Origin of the sequence: Agromyces sp. CF514, from assembly GCF_900113185.1 — a bacterium.
Classification (GTDB): Bacteria; Actinomycetota; Actinomycetes; order Actinomycetales; family Microbacteriaceae; genus Agromyces.
Genome location: NZ_FOZD01000001.1, coordinates 405,707 through 420,977, shown reverse-complemented (window position 1 = coordinate 420,977; position 15,271 = coordinate 405,707). Strand labels below are relative to the sequence as shown.

General features: G+C 73.3%; 15 protein-coding genes. 7 read left to right on the top strand and 8 right to left on the bottom strand.

The features are described from left to right. Positions 1–5: 5 nt before the first annotated feature. On the bottom strand, positions 6–557 hold the full coding sequence (locus tag BM342_RS01870) for a hypothetical protein (protein ID WP_092963831.1): 552 nt from the start codon (positions 555–557) through the stop codon (positions 6–8). After that, on the bottom strand, positions 554–1,450 hold the full coding sequence (locus tag BM342_RS01865; RefSeq protein ID WP_092963830.1) for an LssY C-terminal domain-containing protein: 897 nt from the start codon (positions 1,448–1,450) through the stop codon (positions 554–556). Before BM342_RS01865 ends, BM342_RS01870 begins: the two co-directional genes overlap by 4 nt. Before the next feature lie 38 nt (positions 1,451–1,488). Here BM342_RS01865 and BM342_RS01860 point away from each other — a divergent pair, with 38 nt between their 5' ends. The 7 genes from BM342_RS01860 (at position 1,489) to BM342_RS01830 (ending at position 7,281) form a co-directional block, all read left to right on the top strand. Beyond that, complete coding sequence (locus BM342_RS01860; protein ID WP_092963829.1) at positions 1,489–2,745, top strand: cysteine desulfurase-like protein; 1,257 nt, start codon at positions 1,489–1,491, stop codon at positions 2,743–2,745. A 74-nt stretch (positions 2,746–2,819) separates the two neighbouring features. After that, positions 2,820–3,596 carry an isocitrate lyase/PEP mutase family protein gene (locus BM342_RS01855; protein WP_092963828.1) on the top strand — a complete coding sequence of 259 codons (777 nt, stop codon included), beginning with the start codon at positions 2,820–2,822 and terminating at the stop codon, positions 3,594–3,596. Positions 3,597–3,791: 195 nt separating this feature from the next. Then, positions 3,792–4,835 carry an ATP-binding cassette domain-containing protein gene (locus tag BM342_RS01850; protein WP_092963827.1) on the top strand — a complete coding sequence of 348 codons (1,044 nt, stop codon included), beginning with the start codon at positions 3,792–3,794 and terminating at the stop codon, positions 4,833–4,835. Between the two features lie 5 nt (positions 4,836–4,840). After that, positions 4,841–5,656 carry an ABC transporter permease gene (locus BM342_RS01845; protein ID WP_255368462.1) on the top strand — a complete coding sequence of 272 codons (816 nt, stop codon included), beginning with the start codon at positions 4,841–4,843 and terminating at the stop codon, positions 5,654–5,656. A 2-nt stretch (positions 5,657–5,658) separates the two neighbouring features. Beyond that, positions 5,659–6,681: a DNA glycosylase AlkZ-like family protein gene (locus BM342_RS01840; RefSeq protein WP_177232015.1), complete on the top strand. Its 1,023-nt coding sequence runs from the start codon at positions 5,659–5,661 to the stop codon at positions 6,679–6,681. Next, a complete protein-coding gene (locus tag BM342_RS19740; protein WP_177232014.1) occupies positions 6,678–6,851 on the top strand; it encodes a hypothetical protein in 174 nt (57 codons plus the stop codon). The genes BM342_RS01840 and BM342_RS19740 overlap by 4 nt, the downstream gene beginning before the upstream one ends. A 49-nt stretch (positions 6,852–6,900) precedes the next feature. Further along, on the top strand, positions 6,901–7,281 hold the full coding sequence (locus BM342_RS01830; protein WP_092963823.1) for a DUF1304 domain-containing protein: 381 nt from the start codon (positions 6,901–6,903) through the stop codon (positions 7,279–7,281). 118 nt (positions 7,282–7,399) lie between these two features. Here the strand turns inward: BM342_RS01830 and BM342_RS01825 are convergent, their stop codons facing one another. The 6 genes from BM342_RS01825 to BM342_RS01800 are packed head-to-tail and all read right to left on the bottom strand — an operon-like array spanning position 7,400 to position 15,236. Continuing rightward, a complete protein-coding gene (locus BM342_RS01825; RefSeq protein WP_092963822.1) occupies positions 7,400–8,023 on the bottom strand; it encodes a hypothetical protein in 624 nt (207 codons plus the stop codon). After that, positions 8,020–8,853 carry a PP2C family protein-serine/threonine phosphatase gene (locus BM342_RS01820; RefSeq protein WP_092963821.1) on the bottom strand — a complete coding sequence of 278 codons (834 nt, stop codon included), beginning with the start codon at positions 8,851–8,853 and terminating at the stop codon, positions 8,020–8,022. The genes BM342_RS01825 and BM342_RS01820 overlap by 4 nt, the downstream gene beginning before the upstream one ends. Next, positions 8,850–10,337, bottom strand: coding sequence for a DUF5684 domain-containing protein (locus BM342_RS01815; RefSeq protein WP_143109729.1), 1,488 nt, complete (start codon positions 10,335–10,337; stop codon positions 8,850–8,852). The genes BM342_RS01820 and BM342_RS01815 overlap by 4 nt, the downstream gene beginning before the upstream one ends. Then, complete coding sequence (locus BM342_RS01810) at positions 10,334–12,877, bottom strand: transglutaminase domain-containing protein (RefSeq protein WP_092963819.1); 2,544 nt, start codon at positions 12,875–12,877, stop codon at positions 10,334–10,336. Before BM342_RS01810 ends, BM342_RS01815 begins: the two co-directional genes overlap by 4 nt. After that, positions 12,874–14,274, bottom strand: a complete 1,401-nt coding sequence (locus BM342_RS01805; protein WP_255368461.1) for a DUF58 domain-containing protein — start codon at positions 14,272–14,274, stop codon at positions 12,874–12,876. The genes BM342_RS01810 and BM342_RS01805 overlap by 4 nt, the downstream gene beginning before the upstream one ends. Continuing rightward, positions 14,271–15,236, bottom strand: a complete 966-nt coding sequence (locus BM342_RS01800) for an AAA family ATPase (protein ID WP_092963818.1) — start codon at positions 15,234–15,236, stop codon at positions 14,271–14,273. The genes BM342_RS01805 and BM342_RS01800 overlap by 4 nt, the downstream gene beginning before the upstream one ends. Between the last annotated feature and the right edge of the window lie 35 nt (positions 15,237–15,271).

Genomic DNA, 15,271 nt, shown 5'->3' with positions numbered 1-15,271 from the left:
CCAGACTAGGAACCGCCGTGCTCGGTCGAACCAGTGGCACCCCTGATCGTGCGGGTTTTCGGCCGCCGCGCATAGTCGCGCGCCGCGCGGCTCGACAGGGCGAGCATCACGAGGATGTCGAGCGAGAGCGTCACGAGCGTGAAGTCGAGGTGCAGCTCCTGGTCGCCGACCCACCAGGCGACGAACGACGCGCTGATGCTGAGCGTGGCGAAGAGCATGACGACGATCCGCGCCCAGTTCACGCCGAGGAAGATCAGCCAGGCCAGCACGAGCTCGACGAGGAGGATGACGGCGCCGGGCACGACGATGATCGCGAGCGAGGCGTTCAAGGTGTCGGGGTCGACCGTCGTGACGTCGAGTTCCTCCGCAATGACGGTGCGCCAGTTCGTGCCGAGCAGGAGCAGCCAGATCGCACCGCCGAGCACCCGCAGCACGACGAGCACCGCGCCCATGGTCACCGCAGCCGGACGCTTCATGGGCGGCGCGGCATCCGTTCGCCCGACGAGCGACTCGAACGGCTCGGTCGCCGACCGCTTGCGCTCCTCGAGGCCGCTCACGTCGTCACCGCCACGCCGCTCACGTCGATCACGGGCAGGTCGCCGTCGGTGCGGATGGTGTCGCCTCCGCCGTTGCGCGAGTGATACCCGGTCGAGAAGTCCGCGAGCACGCTGACCTCGATGGCCGCATCGGCGTCCCGCATGGTGCGCACGATGTGGTCCCGCTCGACGTCGGTGTCGGCGTCGATCTTGTGCGTGACCTGGAGCGTGAACATCGAGAATCCCACGGCGCGGTCGAACGTGCCGGCCGCGAGCCAGTCGACCCGGGCGCCGCCCGGCAGCAGCCATCCCTCCGGCGTTCGCCAGAACCGCACGTGGTGCCGCTTGGCCGGGTTGCCCTCGACCTCCTGCTGGAACGCGAAGTCCTGCTTGCGGCCGAACAGGAACAGCGGGCTGACCGGGGCCTCGTCGTAGCTTCGCCGGGTGATGGTCGACGTGATGATGCGCCAGCTCGATGCCGCGGTCACCTCGTCGGCACGGGTCCACCCGGCATCCTGCATGGACTGGAGCAGCCGCGCCTCGTCGCCCAGCACGGCCAGGTTGACGGGGTCGCCGAACAGCCCGTCGCTCGTGCGCGTGCGCCCCATGAAGTAGTCGGGCACGTAGATCGTCGTGAGCACGCGGTGCAGGCGCGGCAGCACCAGGTAGGCGAGCAGCACCCAGAACGCGATCATCACGACGATGCCCCACCACCCCAGCGTGAACGACTCGCTGAAGAGCACGTAGGCCAGCCACAGCGACGCGAGCCCGGCGAACACGAAGAAGAACTCGTCGAGCACGGCGTTCACCGAGAAGCGCCGCCTGCGCTTCTCGCCCGCCCGTGCCGGACCCGCCGACGCCTGCGACTGCACCTGCACCGATGCGCCGGAAGCCGCGGTCCCCTCCCCGCTCATGAGTGCATGCTATCCGGGCCCGCGCCTATGCTCACGGCATGGCCTACGACGTCGCGCGCATCAGATCCGGATTCCCGTCGCTCGAGAGCGGGTGGGCGCACTTCGACGGGCCGGGCGGCACGCAGACGCCGCTCGCGGTCGGCGAGGCCATCGCCTCGGTGCTCACGGGCCCGCTGTCGAACCGCGGCACGTCGTCGGTCTCGGAGCAGCGCGCCGAAGACGCGGTGCACGGGTTCCGGCTCGCGATGGCCGACTTCGCGAACACGCACCCGCGGGGCATCGTGCAGGGTCGCTCCGCCACCCAGCTCACGTACGACTTCTCGCGGCACCTGTCGAAGGGGTGGGGTCCCGGCGACGAGGTGATCGTCACGAGCCTCGACCACGACTCGAACGTGCGCCCGTGGGTGCAGGCCGCCGAGCGCGTCGGCGCGACGGTGCGCTGGGCCGAGTTCGACCCGGCGACGGGCGAACTCCCGGTCGAGGCGGTCACCTCGCTCCTCGGCGATCGCACGCGGCTCGTCGCGGTCACGGGCGCGTCGAACCTCATCGGCACGATGCCGGATGTCGCGGCCATCGCCTCGGCCGCGCACGCCGTCGGCGCGCTGGTCTGGGTCGACGGCGTGCACTACAGCGCCCACGAACTGCCCGACCTCGACGCGCTCGGCGCGGACTTCTTCACGTGCTCGCCGTACAAGTTCCTCGGCCCGCACTGCGGCGTGCTCGTCTCGCGACCCGAGCTGCTCGAGACGATCACGCCCGACAAGCTGCTGCCGGCGACGGATGTCGTGCCCGAGCGCTTCGAGTTCGGCACGCTGCCCTACGAGCTGCTCGCCGGGGTCACGGCCGCGGTCGACGTGCTGGCAGGGCTCGCCACGTCGGGTTCCGACGGTGTCGGCGGCGACGACCACGGGGCGACGGATGCCGCGGCCTCGCGCCGCGCGCGGTTGCAGGCCTCGTACGCGGCACTCCATGAGCACGAGTCGGGCCTGCTGGCACGCCTCGAGGCCGCCCTCGGCGGACTGCCCGGTGTGACGGTGCACTCGCGGGCGGCTCGCCGCACCCCGACGCTGCTGCTCACGTTCGCCGGCCACGAGGCATCCGCCGTCTCGGAGCGGCTCGCCGCGGCGAAGGTGCTCGCGCCGAGCAGCAACTTCTACGCGCTCGAGGCGTCGCGGCGGCTCGGTCTCGGCGACGAGGGCGGCCTGCGCGTCGGCCTCGCGCCGTACACAGACGACGCCGACATCGACCGCCTGATCGCGGGACTCTCTGCGGCGCTGGGCTCGCCGGCCGAGTAGCGGGTTCCGGACGCGATCGGATCGAAGTCGCGCATCCCGGCGAGGGGCGCCCTGCGCGACCATACGCTGGAGACATGACCACGATCGTCGAACACGCCACCGAACTCCGCCGCCTGCACACCGCACCCGAACTGCTCCAGGTGGTGAACGTCTGGGACGTCGTCTCGGCGCGCGCCGTCGCCGCCCTGCCCGGCACGAAGGCCCTCGCGACCGCGAGCCACTCGATCGCCGCGACCTTCGGCTACGAGGACGGCGAGCAGATCCCCGTCGAGCTCATGCTCGACATGGTCGGCCGTATCGCCCGCGCCGTCGACGTGCCCGTGAGCGCCGATCTCGAGGCCGGGTACGGCGACGCCGGCGAGACGATCCGCCGCGCGATCGGCGAGGGCATCGTCGGCGCCAACCTCGAGGACCAGCTGAAGCCGCTCGACGAGTCGGTCGCGGCCGTTCGGGCATCGGTCGCCGCGGCCGACGCCGAGGGCGTGCCGTTCGCACTGAACGCACGCACCGACGCCTTCCTCCGTGGCCGCGACCGCACGCTCGAGGTGAACGTCGCCGACGCGATCGAGCGCGGGCGCGCGTACCTCGACGCGGGTGCGACGAGCGTGTTCGTGCCCGGCATCTTCGGTGAAGACGTCGTGCGCGAGCTCGTCTCCGGCATCGGCGAGCTCAAGGTCACGCTCATCGGCCTGCCCGGCGTTCCTGCGCCCGAGCGCCTGCAGGAGCTCGGCGTCGCGCGCGTCTCGTACGGCCCCACGATCCAGCGCGTCGCGCTCGGCGCACTCCAGGACCTCGCGACCGACCTCTACCTCGGCGGCGTGCTGCCCGAAGGGATCCGCCCGCTCAACTGACGCAGGGGCCACAGAAACGCCCCCCATCAGCCCGAACGGCCCGCCCGCGGCATCCGTCGATCTCGCGAATCCCCCGCGTGACGGATGCCGCGGCGCGCCCGCGCTCGCTAGGGTGAGCGGGAGGCGACCGGTCGCCGGGCCGTGCGGGGGCGCGGTCATGTGCGGCCCGCTCGCCCCCGGCCACGAGGAGAGCGCATGGACAGCGGCATCCCCATCGAGATCACGGGGCTCAGCAAGCACTTCGGCAGCGTGACTGCCGTCGAGGACCTGAGCTTCACGGTGCAACCGGGCCGGGTGACCGGATTCCTCGGCCCGAACGGCGCCGGCAAGACGACCACCCTGCGAGTGCTCCTCGGCCTCGTGAAGGCCTCGAGCGGCACGGCCACGTTCGGCGGCACGCCGTATCACGCACTGAAGCGCCCACTCGAGACGGTCGGCGCCGCGCTCGACGCGAACTTCCACCCGGGGCGAACCGCACGCAACCATTTGAAGGTGACCGCCACCGCCGCAGGCATCCCCTCGTCTCGGGTACCCGTCGTGCTCGAGCAGGTCGGGCTCACCGAGTTCGCCGACCGCCGGGTGGGCGGCTATTCGCTCGGCATGCGGCAGCGTCTGGCCCTCGCGTTCACGCTGCTCGGCGATCCGTCGGTGTTCGTGCTCGACGAGCCGATCAACGGCCTCGACCCCGAGGGCATCAAGTGGATCCGCATGTTCCTCCAGCGCCTCGCCCAAGACGGCCGCACGGTGCTCGTGAGCTCGCACCTGCTGAGCGAGGTGCAGCAGAGCGTCGACGACGTCGTGATCATCTCGCGCGGCCGGCTCGCGAAGACCGGCACGCTCGCGAGCCTCGAGCTCGAGTCGGCGCCGCGCACCATCGCCGACTCGCCCGACCGGGCCAGGCTCTCCGCGGCGCTCACGCAGGCCGGCCTCGAGTTCACCGAGGGCCGCAACGGCTTCATCGTCGCCGAGCCCGACCCCGGGCTCGTCGGCCACGCGGCCTTCGTCGGCGGTGTCGAGCTCAAGTCGCTGTACCGCCTGAAGTCCGGGCTCGAGGAGTCCTTCCTCACGCTCGTGAGCGGCGAGGTCGAAGCGCACGGCGACGGCGCGGCCGACGAGCCCGAGCCCGACGAACCTTCGCCTGCCCCCGACGGGCCCGCACCCGACGAGGAACCGCCGGCCGCGGCATCCGGAACCGCCGACGAAGACCCCGGCGCCCCCGCCGGCGGGGCGAAGGAGTGATGGGCATGCGCGCGCTCGGCTCCGAGTTCCAGAAGATCTTCACCACCCGCATGTGGTGGCTGCTCACGTTGCTCCTCGTGCTCTACGTGGCGTTCCTCGCTGGAGGCTTCGGCGCGTTCCTCGGTTGGGCGACCGACAACCCCGACGCCGCGGCGGGTGCGAGCTCGACCCCGCTGCCGACCGACGGGCTCGCCCCGCTGGTGTACAGCTTCGCGTCGTCGATCGGCTACGTGTTCCCGGTGCTGTTCGGCGCGCTCGCGGTGACCACGGAGTTCCGCCACAAGACGCTGACCCCGACGTTCCTCGTGCAGCCGCACCGCAATACGGTGCTGTGGGCGAAGTACGTGTCGCAGTTGCTGTTCGGCGCCGCGCTCGGCGTGGTCGCCTTCGCGACGTCGGTCGGCACGGGCGCGGGGGCACTGGCGGCGTTCGGCATCGACACCGCACTCGACTCCTCCGACACCTGGGCGCTCATCGGGCGCGGCGTGCTCGCGATGGCGCTCTGGGGCACCATCGGCGTCGGCCTCGGCGCGCTCGTCACGAACCAGGTCGCGGCCATCGTCATCGTGATCGCATTCACCCAGTTCGTCGAGCCGATCCTGCGGCTCGCCGCCTCGCTGAACGACGTCACCGCGAGCATCGGCAAGTTCCTGCCTGGCGCCGCGAGCGACGCGCTCGTCGGCGCCTCGTTCTACAGCGTGGCCGCGATCGGGTCGTCCGACGCGCTCGAATGGTGGCAGGGCGGCCTCGTGCTGCTCGGCATCGGCCTCGTCACGACGCTCATCGGCGGTCTCACGACCTGGCGGAGGGACGTGTCGTAGGCGTGGACCTCGCAGGCCTCCGCGCGCTGCGCCTGCACGTGCAGGGGCTGCGGCATCCGTCCGACCTATCGGCGCCCGAGTCGGTGCGCAGGTTCGGCGCGGTGCAGGCGCAGGAGTTCCTGCCCGCGCAGTGGGGGCTCGCCCAGCGCGTGCCTCCGGCGTCCAGGCCCGACGCCGCGAGCATCGCCGCCGACCTCGACGAGGGTCGCATCCTGCGCACGCACGTGCTTCGCCCCACCTGGCACTTCCTGCATCCCGACGACGCCCGCTGGGTGCTCGAGCTCTCGGCTGAGCGCGTGCACCGGGCGAACGCCACGTACTACCGCAGGACCGGCGTCGACGGAGAGGTCGCCGTGCAGGCGATCGACGTCGTCGCGGCGCACGCGGCCGGCGGGCACCGCACGCGATCCGAGTTCGCGACCGCACTGGCCGACGCCGGCCTGCCCTCGACCGGCATGGCGCTCTCGTACGTGCTCATGCGCGCCGAGCTCGAACGAGTCCTCATCAGCGGCGCGAACGCCGGCAGGCAGCGCACGCATGCGGCGTTCGACGAGCGCGTGCCGCCAGCGGCGCCGAGGCCCCGCGACGAGGCCCTCGCCGACCTCGCGACCCGGTTCATCGACGCCCGCGGGCCGGTGACCGACCGCGACTTCGCGGCGTGGTCGGGCTTCACGCTGACGGACGCGCGGCACGCGTTCGCGGCGGTCGTCGAGCGAGCGGATGCCGCGGGCGACCCGATCGAGACGCTCGACGTCGACGGGGTCGCCCACCAGGTGCGCGCAGCGCAGCTCGAGAGGTTCGCGGGCGTCGGAGCCGGGGACGGAGCTGGCGGCGCCGGTGGCGGTGGCGGTGGCGGTGGCGGTGGCGGCCGCACAGCCGGGAACGGGCCGAGGATCGACCTGCTGCAGGCCTACGACGAGTACATCATGGGCTACGCACCGCCTCGGGCCTACCTGCAGGCACCGGGCGATCGCGCCGTGCACGCCGAGTTCCCCTCCACGCGCTCATGTGCGACGGCGTCATGATCGGACGCTGGGCGCCGCCCACCGGGTCGGCGCCCACGACCGTGCGCATCGTGCCGTGGCGCCTGCTCGACGCCGACGAGGAACGCGCACTCGCGGCATCCGTCGCCGAGCTGGGCGCGTTCCTCGACACCGGACTCCGCATCGACCTCGAGCCGGCTTCCGCGGGCTGACAGGCGCGCCCAGCCGACGGGCGCCGGGCCGCCCGGATACGATCGCGACATGCTCGTCATCGCCAGCGTCTTCGTCGCCCTCGCCGCGCTGCTGCACGGCTACATCTTCCTGCTGGAGAGCGTGCTGTGGACCAGGCCCAAGACCTGGAAGACCTTCGGCGTCGCCGACCAGGCCGCCGCCGACATCACGAAGCCCATGGCGTACAACCAGGGCTTCTACAACCTGTTCCTCGGCATCGGCGCCGCGCTCGGGCTCATCCTCGTCTGGTCGGGCGTCGACGAGGCCGGGCGCGCGCTCGTGTTGTTCTCCACGGCGTGCATGGCGCTCGCGGCTGCCGTGCTCACGACGACCGGGCGCGGCTATCTCAGGCCGGCGCTCATCCAGGGCACGCTGCCGCTCATCGGCTTCGTGCTCTTCCTGTTCTCCTGAGGCGAGCGGAGGCGCGGCGGAGTCGAGCCTCCGCGAGCCGAGCCGCGGCGGGCCATCCCCGCGCGAACATCGCGGGCGGCGCGGACGGCGCGCGTCGGGGCTTCCCCGACGAGACTGCTCAGCCGGCGAACGCGAGCACCGCGACGACGACGAGACCGGCCGCGGCGACCGCGCACGAGCCGGCGAACGCGATGATCACGAGCAGCGCCGACCGACGCGACCGACGCGCGACCGACGGCAGCGCCGCGGCCGGGTCGCGAGTGGGCGCAGCACCCCCGGCCGAGAACGGCATCGGCGGAACTGGTCGTGCAACGGGTCCGCCGCGGACGGCGTAGTGCTCGAGGAGCCCCGGTCCGGCACCGACCGCAGCGGAGTCGAGCACCTCGACGGGCACCGGAGCCGCGCCCGGACGCCGTTCGCGCCGGGCCGGCTCGTGCATGACCTCGTCGGGCGCGCCGACCGGCAGCGCGATCGGGCGGACGACGGTCCGCTCGACCACGACCGTGTCTCCGGCGTCTGCACGTGCGGCACGCCCCCCGGGTGCGACGACGATCGTGTCATCGACCTCGCCCCCAACCCCGGCATCGGCCCCGGGCTCGGCGCGCTCGGCCTCCGCCCGAGGACGTCGATCGACCACGACCGTCTCGTCGACGAGCCGGCTGTCGGGCTCCGCTCCGGGTCGGCGCCCGACCACGACCGTCTCGTCGAGGTCGACCGTCCCGCCGTGGTTCGCCGCGGTCACGTGCGGCCCCGCAGGGGTATCGTCGTGCGATCGTCATCGGATGCCGCGGCATCCGCGCCTCGATCGGTCCCCGTGGCGGCATCCGCCGACTCGTCGTGCCCGCCCGCGATGACGTCGACGACCACGACCGTGATGTTGTCGCGACCGCCAGCCTGACGGGCTCGCTGCACGAGCGCGGCCGCGACCGACTCGGCGCGACCGCCCATGGTGAGGGTTGCCCGGATGCCCTCGTCGCTGACCTCGCCCGTCAGGCCGTCGCTGCAGATCAGCAGCCGCTCGCCGTTCACGACCGGCAGCAGCCAGCTGTCTGCCGTGCTGTCGGGGCCGCCGATCGCGCGCGTGATCACGTTGCGCTGGGCGAAGCCGTTGCGCTCCTCGGGTCGAAGCTCGCCCGCGTCGACGAGCTCCTGCGCGAGGGAGTGATCGACGGTCACCTGCTCGAGCTCGGTGCCGCGGTGCCGGTAGACGCGCGAATCGCCCACGTTGAAGACGAGCCATGCCGGTTCGCCCTCGTCGTCGACGAGCGCGACCCCCGCGATGGTCGAGCCGGCGCCGCGCTCGGTCGTCGCCGCCACGGTCGCGACGGCGGATGCCGCGTCGGCCAGCGCGGCACGCACCCCGGCGATGCTCGCCACCGGCCCGCCGACCACATGCGTGCGGAACGCGTCGATGACCGCGGCACTGGCCCGGTCGCCCGCCTCGTAGCCGCCCATGCCGTCGGCGACGGCGTAGACCGGCCATTCCGCGAGCGCGGAATCCTCGTTCGCCCGGCGGACGAGTCCGACGTCGGTCGCCGCAGCAGCGGCGAGGCGCACCTCGTGCGCGATCATCGGCCGTGGATCCCGGTGTGCGGCGGGTTCCGTTCGATGCGAACGGCGAGCGTGCCGAGCACGAACCGGTCGGGCACCGGCGTCGGAACCCCCGCGTCGAGGAGCCGGTCGACGCCCATCTCGTCGGCGACGAGCACCCCGTTCGTGGAGGCGAGGTCGGTGATGCTCCACGCCTCGCCCTCGAGCCGGAGCACGGCGTGGGTCTTCGACAGCGTCCGACTCGGATCGGGCACGACGAGGCGGGACTCCCCCACCCCGGCAGTTCGCGGACTGCGGCCGAGCAGCACCACGTCACCCAGCAGCACGAGCGGCTCGCCGCTCTCGGGCACGAGGCGCCAGGTCACGAGCGGCTTGCGCGCGACCACGACGGTGCGGTCGAGCGGATCCTCGTCGAGGTCGTCTGGGCCGGCCTGCGCCTCCCCGATCTGCACCGCACCGGTAACGACGGGCACGGCGAGTGCGGTCACCGGCGGAGCGGCGTGCACGGCAGCTGCCGCAGCGGATGCCGCAGGCTCGAACGTGGGCGCCGCCGCCACGGGCGGCAGGCTCGGCAGTGCAGGGCCGGCGAGCACCGCGGAATCGGGCAGGGGCGGAGCAGCGTTCAGGTGGGCGGCGGAAGCCACCGGCGCGGCCGGCAGCGGCTCGATCCGGCCGGGAATCCTCGGCACCGGTTCCGAGACGGCCGACCCGACGGGCGCGCCGGTCGGCGCCGGCGCAGCAGCCACGGCAGGGGCGACGGGAGCGGCAGAGGCGACGGGTCCGGCGAAGGCCGACGGTGCCGCTGGCATCGCGGCCTGCCACGCAGCGGGCACCGGCGCGGCAGCGGTCGGTGCGGCAGCTGCTGGTGCGGCCTCGGCCGGCGCGATCCCACGGGGATGCAGGTCGGCCCACGCCGGGAGGATCGGCGCGGAGTCGCCCGCCGGCCACGTGCCCGCGTGCCTCGCCCCGGGATCGGTGACCGGCACGCGTGGGGCTGCGACCGGTGCGGCGCACGGCGCGTTCCAGCCCGAGGCGATCGTCGCGACGGGGTCGGAGAGCGGTCCGCCAGGCGCCACGGGCGGGATCGACCCCGCCGAGGCGCCGCGCACCGGCATCCGCCCCCGTTCGGGATCGGGCGAGGGTCCGAGCGCGATCACGGTCGCCCAGACGGGCGGCAGGAGCACGCCGAGCACGGTCGTGCCGACCCCTCGCCAGTACTGCCCGCTGATGCGGTGCAATGCCATGACCAGGAACACGAGGCCGACGACCTGCGCGATCGGGACGTAGAGCAGCAGCGCGAGCAACGGATGCTGCCCGCCGAGCCGGAACACCTGCATCTGGTTGTACACGGGCACCCACGCCGACCATGACCGGAGCCCGGCGTGCGCGAACACCTTGGACAGCATCACGGCGTACCAGACGTACAGTCCGAGGCCGATCGCGCACGAGATCGCGACGAACGCCATGGTGACGGCGGCGAGCTGCTGGGCGTCTGCTGGGGTCATCGGGCGGGCTCCTCGAGTGCGGCGCGGACGGGGGTGACGCGCACGGGCGTGCGGGCTGTGGATCGAGCAGGGGCGGCGGCTCGGGCGAGCGAGGCGAACGAGAGACGCGCGGCGAGCGTTCGCCGCACCCGGGACTCGGCCGCGAGTGCGGTGCGCTCCGCGTCGACGATCGCCCATGCGGCATCCGCATCGGCGACCCCGGGCGGGTCGCCGGCGAACACCGCTCGCCCGACGATACCGGCGAGCACGCCAGCTGCGGCGCGACCCGATGCGCGCGCCGTGGCCGACCGTGAGCCCGACTCGGCGGCGAGCACCCCGAAGTCGGCGTAGAGGTCGAGCAACTCGTCCCACGCTCCGACGATCCGGACCTCGGGCAGCGGCTCCCGCCGGCGGCGGCGCGAACGCCCGCCCTTGGCCGCGAGAAGCACGATCGCGGGCAGCAGGGCGAGCAGCAGCGCCGCGGTCGAAAGCGCCGTCCACCTCGCCCACGCGGGCATCGCGAAAGGTGCCGGCTCGGCATCGCGAGCGGTCTCGGCCTCGGCCTCGCTCGACTCGCTCCGGGCCGACGGCGGGTCGATCGTCGCGGTGTCGGGCCGGTCGGGCGTCGTCGGGTGCTCGGGCAGCTGCTCGCCCTCGTGGATCAGGCTCGGCGCGACCTCGAACTGCGGCGTCGCGTCGATCGGGGTCCACACCCCGGCCGCCCCGGTCGAAGCGTCGCCGGGCGACACCTCCGCCCAGATCGAGAGCGCGCCGCCGGTGCACGTGTCCGCGCAGGTCGCGATGCCGGCCACCTCGTCGCCGCCCGCGAGCCGGAAGCCCAGCACGACCCGCGAGTCGTACCCGAGCGCCCTGGCGAGCAGCGCGACCGCGACGGCGAACTGCTCGTCGTCGCCGACGCCCGCGACGAGGTCGGCATCGGATGCCTCGGGGCCGGCCGACCGCTGCTGGTCGACGAGTTGCGTGAACAGCGCCTCGATGCGCGCCTTCGAGTGGCCCGAGTAGCTCGGGATGAACGTGTATCCGCCGCCGAGCGCGCCGATCCACGTGGCGGCGTCGGCACCGTCGGAGGCCGCGTGGCTGAGGTACCCGCGCTCGCGCAGGCGGCGCACGAGCTCGAGGAATCCGGCCGACGAGTCCGGCTGGGCCTGCAGCCCGATCCACGTCGCGAGGGCGGGGTGGTCTTCGGGGTCGAGCAGCGGCGAGTCGCCTGGCTCCTCGAGCGGCGCGGCCCGGTCGGGGGCGGCGACCAGTCGGTACTCGTCGCCCGCGACGAGCCCGCGGTCGTTCGAGCCGGCCGGCTCCCGGTCGACCGGTGCGATGTCGATCGAGGTCGCCCCGTCGCCCGCACGGTGGAAGCCGTCGTCGAGCAGACCCGCCCGGGCGCCGGTGAAGTCGGGAGCCGTACGCAGCCCGAGCGGCGCAGGGACCCAGATGCCCGAGTAGCCCTCGCGGACCGTCACGGTGAATGCTGCATCGCCCGCCGACCGCACCGCCGCCCCGGGCAACCGGCTGAACCGCGACGCAGGACCCGCCGCGGCATCGGACCCGGCCGCCACGTGGAAGGTCTCCCCGTCATAGGCGTCGAGCGTCGCGAGTCGCAGCCGTTCGACGCCCGTCGTGTCGCCCTCGATGTCGAGCCATGCCTCGTCGATGCGATCCGTCGCGAACGCGGCCCGGTAGGCCGCGAGCGGGGTCGCCGTCTGTCGGAGCACGACCTCGGGCTCGACCCGGTCACGCAACGCCTCGCGCTGTGCGGATCCCGCCGCGACCGGGGTGACCACCGCGCCCGCAACCAGTCCGACGAGCACGAGGGCCGCGGCGAGGGCACGGCGCCGAACGGCCGGCCATCCGGCGACGCTCGACTGCTGCACGGTGTCCGCGCTCGCCCGACGCAGGGCGACCGCGCGGATCGCCCGTGAGCGCAGTAGCAGCCAGGCCACCGCGGCAAGCAGCCCGCCGACCGCGACCACGAGCTCGCGCGGTGCCGGAACGAGGGCGGGTCCGATCGCGACAGGCTCGCTCACGGCGCTCGAACCGAACGCCAGCCCGAAGCCCGACATGCCGAAGGCGACGAGGACCGCGAACGGCGAGCTCCGGCGGTCGGGCGCGACGAGCATCGCGGCGACGAGAGTGCCGACGAGCATCACGAGCAGGAACGGCACGAGCACCGCCTGGTACTCGCCGAGCGGCAGCGCGAGCGTGAGCAACTGCCTCCACCCGACGACGACGCCCACGAACCCGTCGCGGATGCCGGTCACCCACGTCGAGGGCCCGCCCGCCGCTGCTGGGATCGTGACCGGCACGACGACGAGGGCGAACACCACGGCCGTCGCCGGAACGAGCAGCAGTGCCCGCGCGAGACCGTCGACCGGCAGACGTCGGGCAGCCCACGCCAGCCCCAGGCCCGCGGCCATGCCGACGGCGGCGACCACCGTCATCCGAGCCGACTCGTAGACCGGCCAGGCCGAGAGGGTCGCGAGGATCCCGGCCACGACGACGTAGCCCAGGCCGAGCGCGCCACGTCCGCGGGTCGCGCTCATCGGGCCGCTCCCCTGGCGAGCATCTGCGCGAGGTCGTCGAGGCGGCCGAGCGTGAGCACGATGAGCTCCCGCGACCGGCGTGCGCGCGGCTCGGCCTCGGGGTCGCAGCGCACCGCGACGACGGCGATGCCCTGCGGCAGCGAGATCGCCGCACGCCGCAACCGCTCCAGCGGCACGTGCGAGCCGGTCACGAGGAACGCGATCGAGAGATCGCCGAACGACTGCGCCACGAGCGTCGCAACCGATTCGAGACGGATGACGCGGGCCCCCGCGCCGGAGGCCGACGCGCCGTGCAGGGCGGCGACGCCGTCGAGCAGCGAACGGGGAGTCGCGGTCTGCAGCGAGCGCATCGCCTGCACGGCTCCGCGGTCTGCCGTGTCGAGCTCGGAGCTGACGCCCACGAGCACGTCGCGGCCCTCGCGAACGCCCTGCACGCCGAGCGACGCGGCCGCGCTGACGGCGACCTCGAACTCGTCGTCGCTCGAGTAGCCGTCGAGGTCGAGGTCGAGCAGCACGGCGATGCGGGCGTGCCTGGACTCCTCGTACTGGCGCACCATGAGGCGGCCCGTGCGGGCCGTCGACTTCCAGTGCACGTGCCGCTGGGAGTCGCCGGGCACGTACTGGCGCACTGCGTGGAACGACAGGTCGGCGTCGACGAGGTCGGTGGACGGCGCCCCCTCGAGGTCGCGCACGAGGCCGGCGCTCGATGGCGGCAGCGCGACGGTCACGGGGTGCACGTGCACGCGCTGCACCTCGGGCCAGCGCATCTCGCGACGCAGCACCCGCAGCGGGTCGCCGCGCGACACGGTCATCGGGCCGACGTCGATGACGCCGCGGCGCTGCGCGGCGATCACCAGTCGTTCCTCATGATGCGCCCCGCCGCGGAGCAACGGGATGTGCGCCTCGACCAGGCCTCGCCCGACGGGGATGTCGACGACGCTCGGCATCGACACGCGCGATCCGCGGTTCACGAGATCGAGCGTGCCTCGGATCTCGGAGCCCGCGACGACCCGATCGCGATCGAGGTCGAGGCGCACGCGGTAGTCGTGCGCACCGAGCAGGAACGGCACGCACGCGAGCAGCAGGCTCGCCGCCATGACCGCCACGACCCAGGCCTCGAACCAGCCGAACGCGACACCGGCCGCGGCGCCCGCGACCGCGACCGCGACGAGCACCAGCCCGGCGGGCGACACGGTGTCGCGCACCCAGTCGCGCGCCCGCACGACCGCGCCGACGACCGAGCGGATGCCACGGCGCGCCCACGCGGCGCCGGCGGCGACCCGGCCGCGGCGCGTCTGGGCGAACCTCGTGACCGTGACGCCCCTGGTCGAGGTGACCGTATCGATGGCGGGGTCGGCGGCCGCGGGTTCGCGGAGGAAGGGGCTGCGTGCGGTCACGCCACCCCGTTCTCCCGAGGCGCGACGACGTCGAGCAGGATCTGGTTGATCACGGCGACCGCCGTGACGCCGTCGAACTCCGCCTCTGGTTCGAGCACGAGCCGGTGCGCGAGAGCGGCGACGGCGAGGCTGCGCACGTCGTCGGGCGTCGCGTAGGTGCGCCCGGCGACCGCAGCCCAGGTCATGGCGAGGCGCGACAGTGCGATCGCCCCGCGCACGCTGACGCCGAGCTGCACCTCGCTCGCGCGCCGGGTCGCGTCGACGATGCGCATGACGTAGTCGGACACGATCGGATTGACGTAGACCCCGCGCGAGAGCTCCGTCATCGCGACGACGGTGTCGGTGCCGACGATCGCCTCGAGCCTCGGCTTCGGGGCGCCGACCGATTGCAGGATCCGCATGGTCGACGCCTCGTCGGGGTAGCCGATCGAGGTCTTCACGGTGAAGCGATCGAGCTGAGCCTCGGGCAGGCGATAGGTGCCGCCCTGCTCGATCGGGTTCTGCGTCGCGAGCACGAGGAAGGGGTTGCCGACGGGCCGGGTGACGCCGTCGACCGTGACGTTGCCCTCCTCCATGACCTCGAGCAGTGCCGACTGGGTCTTGGGGCTCGCCCGGTTGATCTCGTCGGCGAGCACGACGTTCGCGAACACCGGGCCGGCGTGGAACTCGAACCGGCCCGACTTCTGGTCGTAGACCGTGATGCCCGTGATATCGCCGGGCAGCAGGTCGGGCGTGAACTGCACGCGCGTCGACGTGCCGTGGATCGTCTCGGCGATCGCGCGCGCGAGGGCCGTCTTGCCCGTGCCCGGTGCATCCTCGAGCAACACGTGGCCGCCGCTGACGGCCGTCGCGAGCACGAGCTCGACGACGTGCCGCTTGCCGAGCACCGCCTGCTCGACGTTGTCGGCGATGAGCGAGAAGGTCTCGGCGAACCAGGCGGCCTGCTCGGGTGCGATCGTCACGGTCGGGATCCTCTCGGGTGGTGCGGGGACTTGTG

Coding starts and splice junctions, on each gene's coding strand:
- BM342_RS01865 (WP_092963830.1), bottom strand. CDS start 1,450: ATGAGCGGGGAGGGGACCGCGGCTTCCGGCGCATCGGTGCAGGTGCAG.
- BM342_RS01860 (WP_092963829.1), top strand. CDS start 1,489: ATGGCCTACGACGTCGCGCGCATCAGATCCGGATTCCCGTCGCTCGAG.
- BM342_RS01855 (WP_092963828.1), top strand. CDS start 2,820: ATGACCACGATCGTCGAACACGCCACCGAACTCCGCCGCCTGCACACC.
- BM342_RS01850 (WP_092963827.1), top strand. CDS start 3,792: ATGGACAGCGGCATCCCCATCGAGATCACGGGGCTCAGCAAGCACTTC.
- BM342_RS01845 (WP_255368462.1), top strand. CDS start 4,841: ATGCGCGCGCTCGGCTCCGAGTTCCAGAAGATCTTCACCACCCGCATG.
- BM342_RS19740 (WP_177232014.1), top strand. CDS start 6,678: ATGATCGGACGCTGGGCGCCGCCCACCGGGTCGGCGCCCACGACCGTG.
- BM342_RS01830 (WP_092963823.1), top strand. CDS start 6,901: ATGCTCGTCATCGCCAGCGTCTTCGTCGCCCTCGCCGCGCTGCTGCAC.
- BM342_RS01820 (WP_092963821.1), bottom strand. CDS start 8,853: ATGATCGCGCACGAGGTGCGCCTCGCCGCTGCTGCGGCGACCGACGTC.
- BM342_RS01815 (WP_143109729.1), bottom strand. CDS start 10,337: ATGACCCCAGCAGACGCCCAGCAGCTCGCCGCCGTCACCATGGCGTTC.
- BM342_RS01810 (WP_092963819.1), bottom strand. CDS start 12,877: ATGAGCGCGACCCGCGGACGTGGCGCGCTCGGCCTGGGCTACGTCGTC.